The organism is Noviherbaspirillum sp. (assembly GCF_035254685.1).
GTDB lineage: Bacteria > Pseudomonadota > Gammaproteobacteria > Burkholderiales > Burkholderiaceae_D > Noviherbaspirillum.
This window is the reverse complement of record NZ_DATFAI010000022.1, coordinates 350,962-371,064: the sequence shown is the minus strand read 5'-3', so window position 1 is coordinate 371,064 and position 20,103 is coordinate 350,962. Positions and strand designations below refer to the sequence as shown.

Annotated in this window: 18 protein-coding genes and 1 tRNA gene; 1 reads left to right on the top strand and 18 read right to left on the bottom strand. The window is 58.1% G+C overall.

The genetic code is table 11. The features are described 5' to 3' along the window. Nucleotides 1-59: 59 nt before the first annotated feature. The 9 genes from VJ698_RS09680 to VJ698_RS09640 all read right to left on the bottom strand — a co-directional run bounded on the left by VJ698_RS09680 (nt 60) and on the right by VJ698_RS09640 (nt 10,787). Nucleotides 60-1,202 (bottom strand): ABC transporter substrate-binding protein, encoded by a 1,143-nt coding sequence (locus VJ698_RS09680; protein ID WP_324102533.1) that lies wholly within the window; start codon nt 1,200-1,202, stop codon nt 60-62. A gap of 1 nt (nt 1,203) precedes the next feature. Then, entirely contained in the window at nt 1,204-2,220 is a 1,017-nt protein-coding gene (locus VJ698_RS09675) for a branched-chain amino acid ABC transporter permease (RefSeq protein WP_324102532.1), read from the bottom strand. Between the two features lie 13 nt (nt 2,221-2,233). Then, nucleotides 2,234-3,118, bottom strand: a complete 885-nt coding sequence (locus VJ698_RS09670) for a branched-chain amino acid ABC transporter permease (protein WP_324102531.1) — start codon at nt 3,116-3,118, stop codon at nt 2,234-2,236. Nucleotides 3,119-3,213: 95 nt separating this feature from the next. Next, entirely contained in the window at nt 3,214-4,425 is a 1,212-nt protein-coding gene (locus VJ698_RS09665; protein ID WP_324102530.1) for an ABC transporter substrate-binding protein, read from the bottom strand. Between the two features lie 45 nt (nt 4,426-4,470). After that, nucleotides 4,471-5,181, bottom strand: coding sequence for an ABC transporter ATP-binding protein (locus tag VJ698_RS09660; protein ID WP_324102529.1), 711 nt, complete (start codon nt 5,179-5,181; stop codon nt 4,471-4,473). Continuing rightward, entirely contained in the window at nt 5,181-5,954 is a 774-nt protein-coding gene (locus VJ698_RS09655; RefSeq protein WP_324102528.1) for an ABC transporter ATP-binding protein, read from the bottom strand. The genes VJ698_RS09660 and VJ698_RS09655 overlap by 1 nt, the downstream gene beginning before the upstream one ends. Before the next feature lie 106 nt (nt 5,955-6,060). Beyond that, nucleotides 6,061-8,220 (bottom strand): D-(-)-3-hydroxybutyrate oligomer hydrolase, encoded by a 2,160-nt coding sequence (locus VJ698_RS09650; protein ID WP_324102527.1) that lies wholly within the window; start codon nt 8,218-8,220, stop codon nt 6,061-6,063. Nucleotides 8,221-8,319: 99 nt separating this feature from the next. After that, nucleotides 8,320-9,057, bottom strand: a complete 738-nt coding sequence (fabG, locus tag VJ698_RS09645; RefSeq protein WP_324102526.1) for a 3-oxoacyl-ACP reductase FabG — start codon at nt 9,055-9,057, stop codon at nt 8,320-8,322. 287 nt (nt 9,058-9,344) lie between these two features. Further along, the gene (locus VJ698_RS09640) at nt 9,345-10,787 is read right to left on the bottom strand and encodes a sigma-54 interaction domain-containing protein (RefSeq protein ID WP_324102525.1); all 1,443 of its coding nucleotides are present in this window, start codon (nt 10,785-10,787) and stop codon (nt 9,345-9,347) included. Between the two features lie 540 nt (nt 10,788-11,327). Here VJ698_RS09640 and VJ698_RS09635 point away from each other — a divergent pair. Beyond that, on the top strand, nt 11,328-11,840 hold the full coding sequence (locus VJ698_RS09635) for a PAS domain-containing protein (RefSeq protein ID WP_324102524.1): 513 nt from the start codon (nt 11,328-11,330) through the stop codon (nt 11,838-11,840). 167 nt (nt 11,841-12,007) lie between these two features. Here the strand turns inward: VJ698_RS09635 and VJ698_RS09630 are convergent, their stop codons facing one another. From VJ698_RS09630 to VJ698_RS09590, 9 genes are all read right to left on the bottom strand, one after another. Beyond that, a complete protein-coding gene (locus tag VJ698_RS09630; RefSeq protein WP_324102523.1) occupies nt 12,008-12,415 on the bottom strand; it encodes a MerR family transcriptional regulator in 408 nt (135 codons plus the stop codon). A gap of 11 nt (nt 12,416-12,426) precedes the next feature. Beyond that, nucleotides 12,427-12,840: an integration host factor subunit alpha gene (locus tag VJ698_RS09625; RefSeq protein WP_324102522.1), complete on the bottom strand. Its 414-nt coding sequence runs from the start codon at nt 12,838-12,840 to the stop codon at nt 12,427-12,429. 35 nt (nt 12,841-12,875) lie between these two features. After that, entirely contained in the window at nt 12,876-15,302 is a 2,427-nt protein-coding gene (gene pheT, locus VJ698_RS09620; protein WP_324102521.1) for a phenylalanine--tRNA ligase subunit beta, read from the bottom strand. Between the two features lie 68 nt (nt 15,303-15,370). After that, nucleotides 15,371-16,387: a phenylalanine--tRNA ligase subunit alpha gene (gene pheS, locus VJ698_RS09615; protein WP_324102520.1), complete on the bottom strand. Its 1,017-nt coding sequence runs from the start codon at nt 16,385-16,387 to the stop codon at nt 15,371-15,373. A 144-nt stretch (nt 16,388-16,531) separates the two neighbouring features. Beyond that, nucleotides 16,532-16,891 carry a 50S ribosomal protein L20 gene (gene rplT / locus VJ698_RS09610; RefSeq protein ID WP_146330037.1) on the bottom strand — a complete coding sequence of 120 codons (360 nt, stop codon included), beginning with the start codon at nt 16,889-16,891 and terminating at the stop codon, nt 16,532-16,534. Nucleotides 16,892-16,911: 20 nt separating this feature from the next. Beyond that, entirely contained in the window at nt 16,912-17,109 is a 198-nt protein-coding gene (gene rpmI / locus VJ698_RS09605; RefSeq protein WP_324102518.1) for a 50S ribosomal protein L35, read from the bottom strand. A 157-nt stretch (nt 17,110-17,266) separates the two neighbouring features. Beyond that, nucleotides 17,267-17,788, bottom strand: coding sequence for a translation initiation factor IF-3 (gene infC / locus VJ698_RS09600; protein WP_324102613.1), 522 nt, complete (start codon nt 17,786-17,788; stop codon nt 17,267-17,269). A gap of 60 nt (nt 17,789-17,848) precedes the next feature. After that, nucleotides 17,849-19,756 (bottom strand): threonine--tRNA ligase, encoded by a 1,908-nt coding sequence (gene thrS, locus VJ698_RS09595; RefSeq protein ID WP_324102517.1) that lies wholly within the window; start codon nt 19,754-19,756, stop codon nt 17,849-17,851. A 215-nt stretch (nt 19,757-19,971) separates the two neighbouring features. Next, nucleotides 19,972-20,048, bottom strand: a tRNA-Val gene (locus tag VJ698_RS09590). Nucleotides 20,049-20,103: the final 55 nt, after the last annotated feature.

Sequence of the window (20,103 nt, the reverse complement as noted above, 5' to 3'; positions counted from 1 at the left end):
TTTCTGGTTGATGAATATGAATCCTGTTTTCCTGTCCGAAATCCATCGGACGTCAAGCACTATCGCAACAAGCGCCCGTCCTTGCCGATCACCGTAATCTCGACAAAGCGCGATCCGATACGGTTGTTCGGCGCGAAGTTCACCGTGAACCCGCCAGTATCGAAGGCATGCAGCGTTTCGAGCGCGCGGATTACCTTTTCCCGCGTCGGGTTCGGGCCGGCGCGTCGCAGCCCTTCCACCAGGACCTTGGCACCGACGAATTCCTCGAAGCTCGTATAAGACAGCTCGCTTCCTGCCGGCGCGTATTTCTTCATCGCCAGCTGGTATTGCCTCACGATCGGAAGCGTCGCCGAATAGGGAAAAGGCATCACCTGCGCGATGCCGATACCGCGCGCGTGGTCGTAACCGATGAGCCGCGCGATCTCCTTCGGGTTCACCACTGAAATGTTCACCAGTTGCGCCACCGTCGACACAGAGCGGATCGCCTTGCTAAAAGCAGCCGTGCTCTTGTTCACGGAGATCATCACCACTGCTTGCGGATTGGCCTTCGCAATCTCCTTCACCGCCTGCGCCACGTTGTCCGTATTCTTTTCGTAGGCTCCGGTGCCTGCAATTTCCAGGCCACGTCGCTTCAATGCTGCCTCAACGCCCGCCAGTCCTGCCTTGCCAAATGGATCGTCCTGGTACATCACACCGATGCGCTTCATGTTCAGCATCACGAGCTGGTTGACGATGCCCTCGGCCTCGTCGTCATATCCTGCCCGAATGTGGAAGATGTACGGGTTGAAGGGCGTGCGCAGGATGTCGCCGCCGGTATAAGGCGCCACCAGCGCAATGTCTGCCTTCTCGAGGATCTTCTGTTTCAGCAGTTCGCCGACATTGCCCGTGCCTGCAAAGCCGATTAGCGCCAGGGCGTTATCCTTGTCGATCAGGTCCCTGGTGTGGCGCACTGTCTCGTCGATCTTGTAGCCGTCGTCCTTCACGACCTGGCGGATCTTTCGTGCATGGATGCCGCCCTGCTCATTGATGTAATCGAAATAGACCTTCGCTCCAAGGACCATATCCTTGCCGGTGTCAGCCAGCACTCCGCTCAAGGGAGCCACTTGTCCGATGACGATGTCCTCCGCACCCCATGCCATCATGGCCAGCGAAGTCCCAAGACATGCTACTGCCAGGCGCAACCAGACAAGCGGCTTGTTCATGCTATCCCTCCATTGTTTTGATCACCGTCGCAGTCATAGGGGTTGAAACAGGTTTTTCCTTCTTCTTGCCGAGCTCCACCAGTTCGCCGACGATACCGCGGCGGAACGCGAGCACGCAGACGATGAAGATGAAGCCGGTGACGATCGTGACCGATTCGCCGATCGAGCGGAACCATTCGATGCTGGTCAGCGTTGCCAGCCAGTTCCCGAGATCGCCCAGCTTGTTTTCCAGCGCGATGATGACGATTGCGCCCACGACCGGACCGGCCAGCGTGCCGAGACCGCCTACCAGCGTCATCAGGACCACGAGGCCCGACATGGACCAGTGCACGTCGGTCAACGTCTCGAAGCCGAGAACCACGGTCTTGGTCGCGCCGGCCAGGCCGGACAGCGCTGCTGACAGCACGAACGCGAGCAGCTTGTATTTGTCGACGTCATAGCCCAGCGAAATGGCGCGCGGTTCGTTCTCCTTCACCGCTTTCAACACCTGCCCGAAGGGTGAATGGACGGTGCGCACGATCAGTGCGAAGCCGACAATGAAAATCGCCAGCACCACGTAGTACAGGGTCATGTCATTCTCGAGCGAGATCATGCCGAGCAGTTTTCCACGCGGCACACCTTGCAGGCCATCTTCACCGCCGGTGAACGGCGCCTGCAGGAAGACGAAGAACAGCATCTGCGCCAGCGCCAGCGTAATCATGGTGAAGTAGATGCCCTGCCTGCGGATCGCCAGCATGCCCATCACCAATCCGATCAGCGCAGCCACTACTACGCCACCAATCACGCCGAGTTCGAACGGCAACTCCATCGACTTGATCACATAGCCCGCCACGTAGCCTGCGGCGCCGAAGAATGCTGCATGGCCAAAGGACAGCAGTCCGGTGAAGCCGATCAACAGGTTGAAGGCGCAGGCGAACAGCGCAAAGCACAACACCTTCATCAGGAATACCGGGTAGATCACGAACGGCGCCGCCAGCGCCGCTGCGAGCGCAATTGCATATCCGACTTTCTTGTTCATCCTCACGCTCCTTTTATTTCTCTTTGCCAAACAAGCCTGCAGGACGAATCATCAGGACGATTGCCATGATGATGAAGACCACAGTTGCCGATGCTTCCGGATAAAAAACTCGGGTCAGGCCCTCGATCACGCCAAGCCCGAGGCCGGTGACGATGGAGCCCATGATGGAGCCCATGCCGCCGATCACCACTACCGCGAACACCACGATGATCAGGTTCGATCCCATCAATGGCGACACCTGGATCACCGGAGCAGCGAGCACGCCGGCAAAGGCTGCGAGCGCGACGCCGAAGCCGTAGGTCGCTGTGACCATCAGCGGCACGTTGATGCCGAAGGCTTCCACCAGTTTCGGGTTTTCCGTGCCTGCGCGCAGGTAGGCGCCAAGCTTGGTCTTTTCGATGACGAACCAGGTCGCGAGGCAGACCACGATGGAGGCAACCACCACCCATGCCCGATAATTCGGCAGGATCATGAAGCCGAGATTGCTTGCTCCCGTCAGCGCATCCGGCACGGAGTACGGTTGGCCGGACACGCCATAGAAGGAGCGGAACAGACCTTCAACCATCAGCGTGATGCCGAAGGTGAGCAGCAGGCCGTACAGGTGATCGAGCTTGTACAGCCAGCGCAGCATAGTCTTTTCAATGATGATGCCGAAGATGCCGACCACGATTGGCGCGGCAATCAGCATGACCCAGTAATTCAGTCCGAGGTAGCTCAAGCCCATCCAGGCGAGGAAGGCGCCCATCATGTACAACGCGCCGTGCGCAAAGTTGATCACGTTGAGCAGGCCGAAGATCACGGCCAGGCCGAGCGACAGCATCGCATAGAACGATCCGTTGACCAGGCCCAATAACAGCTGGCTCAACATCGCTTGCAGGGGTATGCCAAAAATTTCCATAACGACTTTGCAAATGAACGCCACAGCGCCTGCGGCATCGGGTAGAAGAATTGTTTGACCGGCGCACCCTCCCCGGCGCGCCGATCCGTCTCAACTTACTTCCAGAGCGCGCACTTCGATTCGGCCTTGGTGGTGAAGGCCTGGTCACCCGGGATGGTCTGAGCGACCTTGTAGTAGTCCCACGGATGCTTCGACTCGGAAGGCTTCTTCACTTCCATCAGGAACATGTCATGCACCATGCGGCCGTCCGGACGGATCACGCCGTTCTTCGCATACATGTCGTTGACCTTGGTCTTCTTCATCTGGGCCAGAACCTTCTCCGAATCATCCGTGCCAGTGGCCTTCACCGCCTGCAGGTAGTGCATCGCCGACGAGTAGTCCGCAGCCTGCAGGGAGGACGGTTCACGCTTGATCTTGTCGAAGAAACGCTTGGACCAGGCGCGCGAATCGTTATTCATGTCCCAGTACCAGCTATCGGTCAGATACATGCCTTGCGTCAGGTTCAGACCGAGCGAATGGATGTCGTTGATGAACATCAGCAGGCCGGCCAGCTTCATCGACTTGTTGATGCCGAATTCATTCGCAGCCTTGATCGAGTTGACCGTGTCGCCACCGGCGTTGGCCAGGCCGAGGATCTGTGCCTTGGAGGATTGTGCCTGGAGCAGGAAGGAGGAGAAGTCGGATGCCGACAGCGGATGCTTCACGCTGCCCAGCACCTTGCCGCCATTGGCCTTCACCACTGCCGCAGTATCGTTTTCGAGCGAGGCGCCAAAAGCATAGTCGGCGGTCAGGAAGAACCAGGTCTTGCCACCTTGCTTGACGACCGCGGAACCGGTGCCCTTGGCCAGCGCCACGGTGTCGTACGCATAGTGCACGGTGTACGGCGAGCATTCCTCATTGGTCAGGCGGGCGGTGCCGGCGCCAATCGCGATGAAGGGCTTCTTCTTCTCGGCAGCCACTTTGGCCATCGAGAGGCTGGTCGCGGAGTTGGTGCCGGCAATCAGCACGTCAACGCCTTCGCGGTCGAACCATTCACGTGCCTTGGATGCAGCGATGTCGGCCTTGTTCTGATGGTCAGCGCTGACCAGTTCGATTTTCTTGCCGTTGATCGCACCGCCCATGTCGGCAATCGCCATCTTGATTGCCTCCGCACCTGCCGGGCCGTCGATGTCCGCGTACAGGCCGGACATGTCGGTGATGAAGCCGATCTTGATCGTGTCCCCGGAAACCTGCGCGTTGGCGGCGCTGCCGAAAGCGGCGAAAGCGGATGCAACGGCAAGAGTGATCACTTTGGATTTGAGTTTCATTATTTCTCCTCTGTTTTAGGTAGTGTTACAACGGCACTTCTTTTCTCAGACACCCAGCAGTTCGTGCAAAACAGGCATCTTTGACTCCAGCTGCGATGCGGCGAAGGACTCGACAATCTGCCCATGCTCCATCACATAAAACCGATCCGCCAGGGGTGCGGCGAAGCGGAAGTTCTGTTCCACCATGACGATCGTGTAGCCCTTCGCTTTCAGGGTCGTGATCATGCGTGCCAGCGCTTGCACGATCACCGGCGCCAGGCCCTCGGAAATTTCATCGAGCAGCAGCAGCTTCGCGCCGGTGCGCAGGATGCGCGCGACTGCAAGCATCTGCTGCTCGCCGCCCGACAGGCGCGTGCCCTGGCTGTTGCGGCGTTCTTCAAGGTTCGGAAACATCTTGTAGATTTCCTCGACCGACATGCCTTTGGATGCGCGCGATACCACCGGCGGCAGCATCAGGTTTTCTTCTGTCGAGAGCGATGAAAAAATGCCGCGCTCTTCCGGGCAATAGCCCACACCGAGATGTGCAACCTTATGCGTCGGCAGTCCAACCGATTCGACGCCGTTCACCTTGATGGATCCCTCGCGCGTGCCGGTCAGTCCCATGATGGCGCGCAGGGTCGTGGTGCGACCAGCACCGTTGCGTCCCAGCAGCGTCACGACTTCGCCCGGCTGTACTGCAAGGTTGACGTCATGCAGGATGTGCGACTCGCCGTACCAGGCCTTGAGATTCTTGATTTCCAGTGCAGCCGCGGCCATCAGTGCGCTCCTTCCAGTTGGCCCGAGGTGGTGCCCATATAGGCTTCCATCACCTGGGGATTGCTCGATACTTCTTCGTAGGTGCCCTCGGCGAGCAGCGCGCCGCGCTGAAGCACCGAAATCTTGTCGCAGATCCCGGAGACGACGCTCATGTTGTGCTCCACCATCAGGATGGTGCGGCCCTGCGACACTTTCTTGATCAGCTCGGTCACGCGATGCACGTCTTCGTGGCCCATGCCCTGCGTCGGCTCGTCGAGCAGCATGAGTTCCGGCTCCATCGCCAGAGTCGTGGCAATCTCGAGCGCGCGCTTGCGGCCGTAGGGAAGATCGACAGTCATCGTGTTGGCAAAGCTTTCCAGGTCCACTTCGGCGAGCAGTTCGAGCGCACGCTGGTTCAACTTGTTCAGCGTGCGTTCGCTCTTCCAGAAATGGAAGGAAGTGCCGAGCGCTCGCTGCAGGCCGATGCGCACGTTCTCCAGCACGGTGAGATGCGGGAAGACAGCGGAAATCTGGAACGAGCGGATCACACCGCGGTGCGCAATCTGCTCCGGCGCAAGTGCGGTGATGTCGTCCCCGTTGTACAGGATCGAACCTGCGGTGGGCGTGAGGAATTTCGTCAGCAGGTTGAAGAACGTCGTCTTCCCGGCGCCGTTGGGGCCGATCAAGGCGTGGATCGATCCGCGCTTGACCTTGAAGTTGACGTCATTCACTGCGATGAACCCTTTGAAGCCTTTGGTCAGGTTCTTCGTCTCAAGTATGACTTCGCTTGCCATCCAGTTTCTCCAATGTTGCTGTGTTGCCTGCTGCGCCGGCCGGCGACCGGCGCAGGTGTCCGCACATGCCGGCGCCGTGGCCGGGCATGTGCGCTCCGGTTTCCGGTCAGTTCGGAATCAGGAGCGTGTTGTTTGCAAAGGTAATTGCGTTGGCGGCTGCCGGCGTGCTCGAGATTGGCGGCATGTTGGCGGCCGTGAGCGCGGGGGCGGAACCCGGATTACCACCACGCGGCGTGGTGCGCACCACCTGGCTGCCGGGCAGCGGCGTGCCGTTGTTCAGGTAGTCCCACATCCTGTCGAGCGCCTGGATCAGGTAGTAATGCAGCGGGATCAGGCGGCTGTCGTAGCCGGGCAGCAGCGGGTTGTCGATGAAGGTGTCGAAGTGATTGGCATTCTCCACTTCGATGTACCGCGCGTTGCCGCCGTTGCCCGACATCTGCAGCGTGCCGAAATAGGCACGTGAGGTGTGGTTCACCGGCAGCAGTGCATCGCTGCGGCCCGCGAGGATCAGTGCGGGCTTGTTGCGCATGTTGCCATTGAGCTGCACCTCCGCGATGCCTTGCTGCACGCGCTGCGACTTGGCGAGCATGTCGCCTGTCAGGGCGGCACCGGTTACCGGGTCCTTGCCGGTGACGAGCGCGCGCTGGCATAGTGCGCCGTCCAGCGCAAAGTCGGCCAGGTTGGTCGAGGGCGAGATGGATACCAGGTCGAGCTTCGCGCCCCCAACGGAGTCGTTATAGACGATATTGACGCCGCTGGTCGGCGGAACACCATTGCCGAAGCCGAACAGGCCGGCTTGTACCGCCGGGTTCTGCGCAGCCACGTTGCCGCTCGCATCGGTTGCGGCGAAGCTGAAGCCGCACAGGTTATCCGTCACGCTGAAGCGGCCAAGCGCGTTGGTGTAGGTCATCGCGATCGACGGTGTCGCGAGGCGATAGTGCGAGGAATGCAGCACGTCCTGCTCCGGTTCCCAGCCATACGCGCGCATTTTTGCGAGCGCATCGGCTGCCTGGTCCGCAGTGGTCGCCCCTGAGAGCAAGCCCTTGGCCGCCAGCGCTGCGCAACGGTTGCCGGCATTGGTCGTCGACAGCAGTGCGGAGCCGGGGCTGTTCGGCACAGCAAGCGATGCGCATCCCTGGTACAGATTGGCAAAGGTGAAGTAATCGACCAGCGGCTTGCCGATCGTGCTGACCGCCGTCCCGCCGCGCTTGATGGTCAGACCCGTGGTCGACTTCGGCTGCGCATTAGGTTCGGTCACCACCACTGCATCGATCAGTCCTTCCGTATCCTGCTCGGCTGCCATCACTGCGGCACCGGCACCATTCGAAACGCTTGATGCGATCACGATGGTGTTGGACGGCCCGATCGTGCGGATCTTCGCGCTGCCGGAAGCACTGCCGTACTGTTCGTTGAGGATGTAGAACGCGAACTCGACCGCCTGCAACGTATTCTTGCCCCAATCCTTCTCCGGATTCTGCTGCGAATGCGCGTGCTTGTAGGCGACGCGATTCGGGAATAGCGCATTGTAGGCAGCACGTGCCGTATCGGTAATGGCAGCCTTGAAGAGGGCCGCTGTGCCGGCAGTCGCCGCATCGGCGGGCACGCCGGTAATCAGCGTGACCTTGTTGGTCATCAGGTCATGGTAGCCATTGCCGGTACCTTTGTCGGTATAGGCGACCGCGCAACCGCGCTTGAGGCCCCACTCGCCCGAGGTGCCGATAGCGCCGTACACACCGCGTGAGCCGGATGAGGTTGCGGTAACGATGCACGGCTTGGCGGCATTGAAGGTGTCTGGCACCTGGACCATCATCACCACGTTCTGCTGCCCGCTGCCGTCATCCGCGTAGGCAATGTATTCCTTGCCCGCGATCTTGCCGGAGCCGGTCGTAACGACACCGTCCTTGGTCACATTTGGGCCGAACAGCGTGCCGTAGCCGCCATTGGCATTCACGTCCACCAGTGCGCGGTAGTTGTTGTAGATTGCGGATTTGCGCAGTTCAGCAGCGGTCGGGCTGGCAGGATTCGCGAAGCTCGGTGCCGCGCCCTGCAGGCCGGTGGCGCCCAGTCCCGCGGTCAACAGATCATCACTGTTGCCGTCATAGGCCTGGCTGCTGACGCTGCCCTTCACGAAGGAAGGCAGCGTATTGATCCGGCCGACCTCGATCGGGGAAGAATCAGCGCCGCCGCCGCACGCAGTCAGCAGGCCGGCTGCGGCCAGCGAAGAATAGATCCATGTCCTGCGTATTGATGTCCTGTGTGTTGCCATGTCGTCTCGCTCCTTGAAATTGCCCGTCTCTTCGGGACGGGGCTTGTTGATTTTGTTGGAACTGCGCACTACAAAACGGATACGTCCTGCTCCCTGCGCCTACAGGGTCATCCCTCCACTGACTTCGATAACTGCACCATTGATGTAACTCGCTTCATCCGATGCGAGGAAGGCGAAGGTATTCGCGATTTCTTCAGGCCGTCCGAGCCGGCCGAGCGGAACGCGCTCTTCCAGGTCGCGGATGACTTTCTCCGGCATGGCTTTAAGGATCGAGGTTTCAATGAAGCCGGGGCAGACCGCATTGACACGAATGCCGTGGCGGCCGAGTTCGCGAGCCCAGGTCTTTGCCATGCCGATCACGCCGAACTTGCTGGCCGCGTAATTGGTCTGCCCGAAATTGCCGTAGATCCCGACGATGGACGATGCGTTGAGCACCACGCCGGCCTTTCTTTCGATCATGGCATCCACCACTGCGCGAGTGCAGTTGTAGGTGCCCTTGAGGTTGACGTCGATCACCTTGTCGAACTGCTCGTCGGTCATCTTCTTCAGCTGCGCGTCGGCGACGATGCCGGCGTTGTTCACGAGCACGTCGATGTGGCCAAAGGTAGTCAGCGCGCTGCGCACCATCGACTCGATACTGTCCGACTTGGTGACATCAACCTTGAAGCCGATTGCCTGTCCGCCCTGCAGGCGGATCTGTGCCACGGTTTCCGCCACTGAGTCATCCAGGTCGCAGACAACGACCCTTGCACCCTCTTTGGCAAATTTCAGCGCGGTCGCCTTGCCGATACCTTTACTTGCGCCCGTGATCAGCGCCACCTTGTTTGAGAGCCGCACTCTGCCTCCATCATCAGCTTCCACAACGATGAAGACTTGCCGTTCTTGTTCTGGCGGTGCCGGCTGGGCCTTCATCAACGAATACCCACTAATGGCAATTGCCGTGCCACATCACGTAACCTATTGATTTAAAACGAAATTAGAAACAGAAGGAGAGAAATGCGAGGAACTGCGGCAAGAGATGGAAGGAAAATGTGCCCAGTATTCAGACACATTTCAGTTATATCTTGTTATGTCTTTGAATTATAACGAGTTTCAAAAATGTCTAATGATTGTACAGCTGTCCATTAATCAGACACCAACTTGAAATCCGTGATCTTCTGATACAAGGTTGCGCGCGAAATGCCAAGCAGGCGCGCAGTCAGTGCCTTGTTGCCTCCGGTGCTCTCCAGCGCTGCCTGTATGGCCTTTTTTTCGACCTCGGCCACCGTCTCGCCGAGTGGACGAATGGCCGCCCGGGAATCGCCGTCCGCCGCGACGCCATTCTGGGGAGATGCACTCGAATCCATCGGAAGAATCGTGGCGAAATCCTCGGCCGACAGCGTGATGCTGTCCGTCAACATGCCGGCCTGCTCCAATGCATTGCGCAACTCACGCACGTTGCCGGGCCAGCCGTATGAGGCAAGAAAGGCGCGTGCCGAAGGTGTCAATTCCCGTTGCGGCATTCCGGTGCGGGTCGCGATCTGCTCCAGCAGGTGTTCGCACAAGGCGTCGAGGTCACCGAGCCGCTCCCGCAACGGCGGCAGCACAATGGGCAGCACATTCAACCGGTAGTACAAGTCGGAGCGAAACTTTCCGTCAGCGACCAATTGTTTGAGATCGTGGCTGGTCGCAGCGATCACACGCACATCCACCTTGATGATCGTGTTCGAGCCAAGCGGCTCGATTTCCTGTTCCTGCAGCACGCGCAGCAACTTGGCCTGCACCTGCAAGGGCATATCGCCCACTTCATCGAGAAACAGGGTTCCGCCATCAGCGATCTTGAACTTGCCGTCGCGCCCCTTGCGATCGGCACCGGTATACGCACCTGGCGCCACGCCGAAGAACTCTGCCTCCAGCAAAGACTCGGGCACCGCTGCGATGTTGATGCCGACAAAAGGTTTCCCCGCGCGGCCAGATGCTGCATGGATGCCATGCGCAAGCAGCTCCTTGCCGCTTCCGGTCTCGCCGAGCAGAAGCACCGTGGTGTCGAGTTGCGCAGCTCTTCTCGCGCGGTGCTTGAGTTCAAGCGAAACTGCGCTGACGCCGATGAAGCTGGAAATGGAGTACTTGGTGTGGCGCAGTTGCGCCAGCTCCTTCTTGGTGTTGGCAAGCGCCCATTGCAGTTCGGCGAATTTCGATACCAGCGGCTTGAGGCGTTGCAACCTGTCGTACAAGGCGAAGCCGAGCGCTCCAATGATCTTGCCGGTCTCGTCTTTCATCGGGATCCGCATCACCACCAGAGGCTGGTCGCGGATCATCATGATGTCCAGCAGGATCGGCTTGCCATTCTGGACAACTTCCCGCATACGGCTGTTGGGAATCACTTCCTCCACCGGCTTGCCCAGCGCATCGTCCGGGCCTTTGAGTCCGAGGAACGCCACATACTTGTCGTTGATCCACGCAATGCGTCCCTGGTCATCGACAGCCATGGTTCCTTCGCAGGAATCATCGAACAGGTCGAGAAGAGACTGCATGCCTACCCGCAGGAAGCTGTCCACGTCCCAGGAAGAACCGACAGACGCTTTCATATCATCTCCATCATGACCTTGGGGAAAACCAGTTCTGTTGCAACAATGTTGACCGATTATAGATGCTCTTGAGAAACATTGTCTTCAGCGGTTCAACACGCTGCATTTTCATGGGCTGCCGCCATGCCCTTCCTGCGCTGGAACAAATGTTCGTCGGGCGAAACGTTTGCCGAACGCTTGCCATATTTTTCGTGCTTGATCCCGGATACCGGAAGAAGCGTGCGGCTCCATGCTTATCCGATGCGTGCGGTCGGGGGCGAAGAGCACAGCAAGACATTTGAAGAAATCCGTGCTGCGCACACCGATGTGCAACCCATCGAACACATTTCGAATGCACCCGGATGGCGACGACAAGCATTGCAGCGCCGCGATGCTGCAGCAAAAGGCGAAAGGCGAATATGCTTGAATCCACAGTGGCGCGCCACAAGGAGATCGAATGCGCGCTGCAGCATAGGGAACAGGAGATGTCCGATTTCCTCGAGAACGCACCGGAAGGCATGAACCGTGTCGGCCCGAACTGTACGATCCTCTGGGCAAATCGTGCCGAACTCGAACTGCTCGGCTATGCAGGAAAAATATCTCGGCCACTACGTCGCCGAATTCCATGTCGGCCATGACGAGGTCGACGAGATTCTTGCGAAGCTGCTGCGCGGCGGCACCTTTCACGATGACCCGACGAGGATGCCTTGTAAGGACGGTGCGATCAAGCATTTGCTTATCCACTCGAATGCACCGGTGACGGACGGAGAGTTCATCGATACGTGCTCCCTGATGCGCGACGTGGCAGATCGTGTACGACTCGGGGAGAAATCGGGAAGGAAGCTGCATGAACTAGCCGATATCGACCGACACAAGGCCAAGGTCCTGGCGATGCCCGGTTATGAGCTGCGCAATCCACTCGATCCGTTCATGAATTTTCTCGAGCTGATGCGCATGGGCGGACACGACGCAACGCCCACCGCGCGATCATGCGAAATATTTGCAAGACGCTGCACGGCGGGAGTGTGCGCGCCCACGGCGCAGGCTTCTGACACAGCAACGAGTTCGTGGTGACATTGCCGCTGCATGACCAGGCGACCGCCGCAACGCGCCATCGCTTCTCTCCCTGTGAACTCGACGCCGGCGCCGGAGCGACAAATGAAAAAAGCCGCATTGCTGCGGCTTGATGATGCTTGCTCGAGGCAGTCGAGTCTTCCCCCGACTAAGCTAGGGCATGCCCGTCAGCGTTTCAGCAGGTTCAGTATCTCCGACAACTCATTACGAATCGCCACCGTATTCACCTCGAGCGGCGGCAGGCCTGCTGTGAGATCGTCGTCGCCATTACCGTTGCCGCTGCCATTACCATTGGCCATGCGGTTGTCGAGCTTGTTTCGCGCGCCACTGATAGTAAATCCCTGCTCGTACAAGAGTTCCCGGATGCGTCGAATCAGCAGTACTTCATGATGCTGGTAGTAACGCCGGTTGCCGCGGCGCTTGACCGGCTTGAGCTGAGTGAACTCCTGCTCCCAGTAACGCAGCACATGCGGCTTCACGCCGCAGAGGTCGCTCACTTCGCCGATCGTGAAATACCGCTTCGCCGGAATCGGTGGCAAAACGACCGCATCGGATTTGTTGGTGCGCTCGTTCATGATCGGTCAGCTCAGGCGACGCGTGCAAAGGGTTTTCCGCTTGCGGCTTCCACCATGCTCTTCAGCTTCTGGCTCGCATGGAAGGTGACAACACGTCGCGCGGTAATCGGAATTTCCTCACCAGTCTTCGGATTGCGTCCCGGCCGCTGCGGCTTGTCGCGCAGCTGGAAATTGCCGAAACCGGACAGCTTGACGGACTCGCCGCGCTCAAGCGCGTTGCGGATTTCATCGAAAAACGTCTCGACCATATCCTTGGCTTCACGCTTGTTCAGGCCCACCTGCTCGAAGAGGAGTTCGGCGAGCTCCGCCTTCGTCAGCGTTGGCAGTTCTTTTTCAGCCTGGGTACGCGCCTTGGCCTCTTGCATGGCGCGACTGAGGTCAGCGGCCAAAACGGATTGAAGTTCGGCTGGGTTCACGTCATTCATAGTAGTTGTCGTCCCTGCCCTGCTATCGTGTCCGTTCATGTACGCAACTTGGCGCCATGCTTCTTTTCGACAGATTCGATGAATGCGGCCATCGCAGCATCCACTTTGTCGTCTTGCAGGGTAGTTTGAGTATCTTGCAAGGTGAATCGGAAAGCAAGACTTTTTTCGTCATTTTCCAGTCCCTTGCCGCGATATTCATCAAATAAAACAATGGCTTGCATGATAGCACAGGCCGCAGTTGCCTGCCGTTCCGCCAGGAAGGCATCGAGCAGATCCTGCGCGCGCACCGATTGCTTGACGACCACTGCGACATCGCGTGTTACAGCCGGGAATTTTGATATTTCGCCGTATTGCGGAATGTCACGCTCGCGCAATGCCATGACGTCAACTTCGAAGACCACGGGTGCGAGCGGCAGGTCATACTTCTGCTGCCAGCGCGGATGCAGTTCGCCAATGATGCCGACAGGCTTGCCATCCACCAGAACCTGTGCCGAACGCCCGGGGTGCAAGGCCGGGTGCTCTGTCTTGGCGAAGCGAAGTACCTTAGGCGCGAACAAAGCCTCCAGGTCCGCCTTGATATCGAAATAGTCGACATTCCTGTTTGGTAGCCCCCACTGCTCTTCCGCCGCCGGACCATACGCAATCGCCGCAACGCGCTTGGGCTGATCGTAACCGGCAACGGACAGCGGGCCATCCTGCACTTCCTGATTGCGCAAGTACACCGCGCCGACTTCGAACAGGCGCACACGCCCGATTTTCCGGTTCAGGTTGTAGCGCACATTCGAAACGAGGCTGGCGATCAGCGACGAGCGCATGACGCTCATTTGGCTGGCGATCGGATTGAGCAGACGGATCGGATTGGTGTTCGCTGCGAAATCGCGCTCCCACGCTTCATCGACGAAACTGAAATTGACCACCTCCTGATAATCAAGGTCGGCCGCCTGATGGCGGATCGCAAACAGCGAGCGCGTGTTTTCCGGCGGAATGCGCATTGTGTTTGGAGCGACCGGAGGTAATGCTGGAATATTTTCAAAACCGTAGACGCGCGCGATCTCCTCGATCAGATCTTCTTCGATCTCGATGTCGAAGCGGTATGACGGCGGCATCACGGTGAACACACCCGGCTCCTGCTTGAATTCGAGTCCGAGCCGCGTGAAAATGTCAGAGATCTGTTCATCCGATACCGGAATGCCGATCACCTTCGTCGCGCGCGCGGTGCGCACCGACACCGGCTGGCGTTGCGGAAGGTTGACGACCTGATCGTCCACCGGGCCGACCGCGGTATCCTTGCCCCCGCAGATCTCGACGATCAGCGCGGTAATGCGTTCAATATGTTCGACCGTCGTCGCGTAGTCGACGCCGCGTTCGAAGCGATGCGCTGCATCGGTCGAGAAGTTGTAGCGACGCGCGCGTCCCTGGATCGCCTGCGGCCACCAGAATGCTGCCTCGAGATAGATGTTTTGCGTATCGAGAGACACCGCCGTGGAATCGCCACCCATGATCCCGGCGAGCGATTCGATTTCCTTCTCGTCCGCGATCACTCCGACCCAGCCATCAACTTCCACCGTGTTGCCGTTCAGGAGCTTGAGCGATTCACCCGCACGCCCCCAGCGCACGTCAAGGCCACCATGGATCTTGTCGAGATCGAACACATGGGTTGGACGGCCGAGTTCCAGCATCACGTAGTTGGAAATGTCGACCAGCGCGGAAATCGGGCGCTGCCCGCTACGCTCCAGCCGGCGCTTCATCCAGTCCGGCGTCTGCGCCCGCGCATTCAGGCCGCGAATGATGCGGCCCGAAAAGCGCCCGCACAAATCGGGCGAGGAAATCTTTACGGGCAATTTCTCCTGCATCGTCACTGGTGCAGACTTAAAGGTTGGAGCCCGGAGCGGTGTTCCGGTCAAGGCCGACACTTCGCGTGCAATGCCGAGAACAGAAAGGCAGTCCGCCTTGTTCGGCGTCAGCTTGATGGTGAACTTCAGATCGTTGAGCTGGTAGTAATCGCGGAAGTTCTGCCCGACCGGCGCATCGTCCGGCAGCTCCAGCAACCCGCCATGGTCGTCGGACAGCTTCAATTCGCGGGCCGAACACAACATCCCCTGCGATTCAACACCTCGCAATTTGCCAACCTTGATCTCGAAAGGCTTGCCGTCCTCGCCGGGCGGCAGCTTCGCACCTGCCATTGCACAGGGTACTTTCATGCCCGGGCGCACATTCGGTGCACCGCACACAATGTTCAGCAATGTACCCGTGCCAGCGTCTACCTGGCACACATTCAGCCGATCGGCGTTCGGATGTTTGGCAACCTCGATCACCTTCGCAACCACGACATTGGAAAATGGCGGCGCGACCGGTTCAACCTCTTCGACTTCAAGACCGGACATCGTCAACAGATGCGACAACTCGTCCGAAGTCATCTTCGGATCGACCAGGGTGCGGAGCCAGTTCTCGGAAAATTGCATAGTTCAGACTTTCAGCCACAAGTTTCATGAAGCGCTGCGCTGTGCGCCTCGGCGCTCCATGACGGTGTTTAGTTGAATTGTTTCAGGAAGCGCAGATCGCCTTCGTAGAACAGGCGCAAGTCATTGATTCCGTAGCGCAGCATCGTCAGACGCTCAAGGCCGGAGCCGAACGCGAAGCCGATGTACTTTTCAGGGTCAAGTCCGAAGTTGCGCACCACGGTTGGATGCACCTGGCCGGCGCCCGATACTTCCAGCCAGCGCCCCTTGAGCGGGCCGCTTCCGAACGCAATATCGATCTCGGCTGACGGTTCGGTGAAGGGAAAATACGAGGGACGGAAACGCACCTGTAGGTCGTCTGTTTCGAAGAATGCCCGCACGAAATTCAGGTAAACGCCCTTGAGATCGGCAAAGCTGATGTTTTCATCGATCCACAAGCCCTCGACCTGATGGAACATCGGCGAGTGTGTCGCATCGCTGTCGACGCGGTAGGTGCGCCCAGGAGCAATCACCTTGATTGGCGGCTTGTTCATGCGAGCATACCGCACCTGCATCGGACTGGTATGCGTACGCAGCAGCAGCGGTTTGCCCTGGGTATCGTTGCCTTCAATGTAGAAGGTATCCTGCATCGAACGCGCCGGATGGTTCTCAGGGCTGTTCAACGCGGTAAAATTGGTCCAGTCATTCTCGATCTCCGGCCCGTCCGCAACGTCGAAACCGACGGAGCGGAAAATCGCCTCGATGCGTTCCCACGTACGCATGACCGGGTGGATGCCGCCCTTGCCGCGCCCGCGTCCGGGCAGCGTCACGTCGATCGCCTCGGCATTCAGGCGCGCCTGCATCTGTGCATCAGCCAACGCCTCGCGGCGTGCATTCAATGCGGCTTCAATCTTTTCCTTGGCGGCGTTAATGATCGCACCTTGCACCTTGCGATCCTCCGGTGCCAGCTTGCCCAGGCCCTTCATCTGTTCGGTGATCTGGCCGGTCTTGCCAAGGTATTTGGCTTTCGCATTCTCCAGTGCCGCGGCGTCTTCTGCTTCAGCGAAGTCGGCCTGCGCCTGGATGACAATCTGATCGAGGGAATTCATGCGGCTTTTTCGCCCGTGAAAAGAAATCGAAAACAGGAGTCCGCTCGAGAAAAGCGGCAATTCAAAATAAAACGGGGCACAGGTGTGTGACCTCTGCCCCGCTTATGCAGTGCCGCTATTCGGCGGCACAAACGATCACGACACTCAAGCGGCGATGTTGGCCTTCACCTGGTTGACAATCGCAGCAAATGCCGGCTTGTCCATCACGGCCATATCTGCCAGGACCTTGCGATCGAGACCGATATTGGCTTTCTTGAGACCGTTCATGAATACGCTGTAGGTAACACCGTGCGCGCGCGTTGCCGCGTTGATACGTGTGATCCACAGTGCGCGGAATACACGCTTCTTGTTGCGACGGTCGCGGTATGCGTACTGGCCTGCACGCATGACCGCCTGCTTGGCGATGCGGTAGACATTACCGCGGCGACCACGATAGCCTTTGGCCAGGTCGAGGACTTTCTTATGACGGGCCCGCGCTGTGACCCCACGTTTTACTCGAGGCATATTAGCTCCTTAGTGTGAGGTTAGGCGAACGGCATCATTGCGCGGATGGAGTCCATGTTTGTCTCATGAACGTCCACTGCACCGCGCAGCTGGCGCTTGTTCTTGGTGGTTTTCTTGGTCAGGATGTGACGCTTGAAGGCTTGACCGCGCTTGACGGTTCCGCCCGGACGTACGCGGAAGCGCTTTTTCGCGCTGCTCTTCGTCTTCATTTTAGGCATAGAAATATCTGTCCTCTCGGACAGCTCCGTTTTTAGCATGATTGCAGGTGGCAATACTTCATTGCGCTTGGATGCCTGCTTTCACTTGTTTTGCAGTGGGATCGAGCCCCCTGCTATTGACATGAACCGCCCGATGCGGGCCCTTCATGCAAATCTCTTATTTCTTTTTCTTCGGCGCCAGCACCATCACCATCTGGCGGCCTTCCATCTTTGGAAACTGCTCGACCTGTCCGTACTGCTCCAGGTCGAATTTCAGTCGCTCCAGCATACGCATGCCAATGTCCTGGTGCGCCATTTCGCGACCACGGAATCGCAAGGTAATCTTGGTCTTGTCGCCCTCGTCGAGAAACTTCATCAGGTTGCGCAGCTTGATGTTGTAATCGCCATCGTCGGTACCCGGACGGAACTTGACTTCCTTGACCTGGATGACTTTCTGCTTCAGCTTCGCTTCGTGGGCCTTTTTCTGTTCCTGATACTTGAACTTGCCATAATCCATCAGGCGGCACACGGGCGGATGCGCGGTCGGCGCAATTTCCACCAGATCCACGTTTGCTTCTTCCGCCAAACGGAAGGCTTCAGTCAGACTTACGATACCAAGCGGTTCGTTATTGACCCCAGTGAGGCGCAACTCCGGCACAGTAATTTCGCCGTTGATGCGATGCGACTTTTCCGTAGCTATTGCAGTTTCCTTTAAAAATTAAATGACTAAGCCGTGCTCAAGCGCTTCGGGCTTCCCCGATCAGGCTTTGGTGTCGACCTCGTTCTTGAGTCGATCCACCAGTGCATCGACCGACATCACCCCCAAGTCGATGTTGCCCCGCGCACGCACGGCCACTGTGTTGGCATCCCGCTCCTTGTCGCCGATAACGACGATATAAGGCAGCTTCTGAACCGAATGCTCGCGTATTTTATAGGTTATTTTCTCATTACGCAAATCGAGGCGCACCCTAAATCCTTGTTTTTTCAGGTTTTGTGCAACTTTTTGAGCGTAATCAGCTTGGGCATCTGAGATATTCAGGATGGCAAGCTGCACCGGCGCGAGCCAGAGCGGTAGTGCCCCGGCATGATTTTCGATCAAGATGCCGACAAAGCGTTCCAGCGAACCCACGATGGCGCGGTGCAACATGACCGGTACTTTGCGGGTGTTGTCTTCCGCAACATATTCCGAACCAAGTCGTCCCGGCATCGAGAAATCGACCTGCATCGTCCCGACCTGCCATGGCCGGCCGAGCGAATCCTTCAGATGGTATTCGATCTTCGGACCATAAAAAGCCCCCTCGCCAGGCAGTTCCGTCCAGCTCACGCCGCAAGCGCGCAGGGCCGCGCGCAGCATTTCCTCTGCGCGATCCCACGTCTCATCCGATCCGATACGGTTATCCGGGCGCAGTGCGATCTTGATCGAAATATCGGAGAAGCCGAAGTCCTTGTACACCTGCATTGCCTGCTGATGGAAGGAAGTGACTTCGCTTTCGATCTGTTCTTCGGTGCAGAAGATATGACCATCATCCTGAGTAAAGCCGCGCACACGCATCAGACCGTGCAAGGCACCGGACGCCTCATTACGATGGCACTGACCGAACTCGCCGAAACGGAGCGGCAGATCACGGTAGCTACGCAGGTCCGAATTGTAAATCTGCACATGCCCCGGACAATTCATCGGCTTGAGGGCGTAGCTGCGGTTCTCGGATTCGGTCACGAACATGTTTTCGCGATAATTTTCCCAGTGACCGGTTTTCTCCCACAAGGCGCGATCCAGAATTTGCGGTGCCTTCACTTCCTGATACCCGTTTTCCTGATACACGCGACGCATGTATTGTTCGACCTGCTGCCAGATCGTCCAGCCTTTCGGATGCCAGAAGATCAGCCCCGGCGCCTCGTCCTGGAAATGAAACAGGTCCAGCGCCTTACCCAGTTTGCGGTGATCACGCTTTTCCGCCTCTTCCAGCATGTGCAGGTAAGCATCCTGCTCTTCCTTCTTCGCCCAAGCGGTGCCATACACGCGCTGCAGCATCTCGTTCTTCGAGTCGCCGCGCCAGTAGGCACCGGCCAACTTCATCAGCTTGAAGACTTTGAGCTTGCCGGTTGAAGGGACATGCGGACCGCGGCACAGGTCGGTAAACTTGCCCTCGGCGTACAGTGACACATCCTCACCCTGCGGAATGGATTCGATGATTTCCGCCTTGTAGGCCTCGCCAATCGACTTGAAATAGGTGACCGCTTCATCACGCGGCAACACCTTGCGCACGACAGGCTCGTCCTTTTTCGCAAGTTCGACCATCTTTTTTTCGATCGCCTGCAGGTCTTCCGGTGTAAACGGGCGCTTGTATGAAAAGTCGTAATAGAAGCCGTTTTCAATCACCGGACCGATGGTGACTTGCGCTTCCGGGAACAACTCTTTCACGGCATAGGCAAGCAGGTGCGCCGTCGAGTGACGGATCACGTCCAGTCCTTCGGGGTCTTTGTCGGTGACGATTGACAGGTCGGCATCCTGCTCGATCAGGAAAGATGTATCGACGACCTTGCCATTCACCTTGCCCGCCAGCGCAGCCTTGGCGAGACCTGTACCGATACTGGCGGCGACTTGAGCGACGCTGACCGGACCATCAAATTGACGTTGCGAACCGTCGGGAAGTCGGACTGAAACCATTTTGCGCTCCATGTCAGTACTGGGTTGAAACTGACGCTAGAAGATTGAATATCAAAAACTACGGGCGAAAAAAAACGCGGACTAGCCGCGCTTTTTCTTGTTGCAAGGACGAAAAAGACTTCCGACTAGCGTCGCTCCCAAACCATATCAATGGTAGTTCGCGGTGTCATAACCGGATTGCCTTTCTCGCTCTTACTAATGTACTGCTTGTTCGTTGGTAGGCTCGATTGGACTCGAACCAACGACCCCTACCATGTCAAGGTAGTGCTCTAACCAGCTGAGCTACGAGCCTAAAGAAGCGAAATTATAGCGGCTATTTTTTCAGTTTGCTAGTGCTTTTGCTTAAC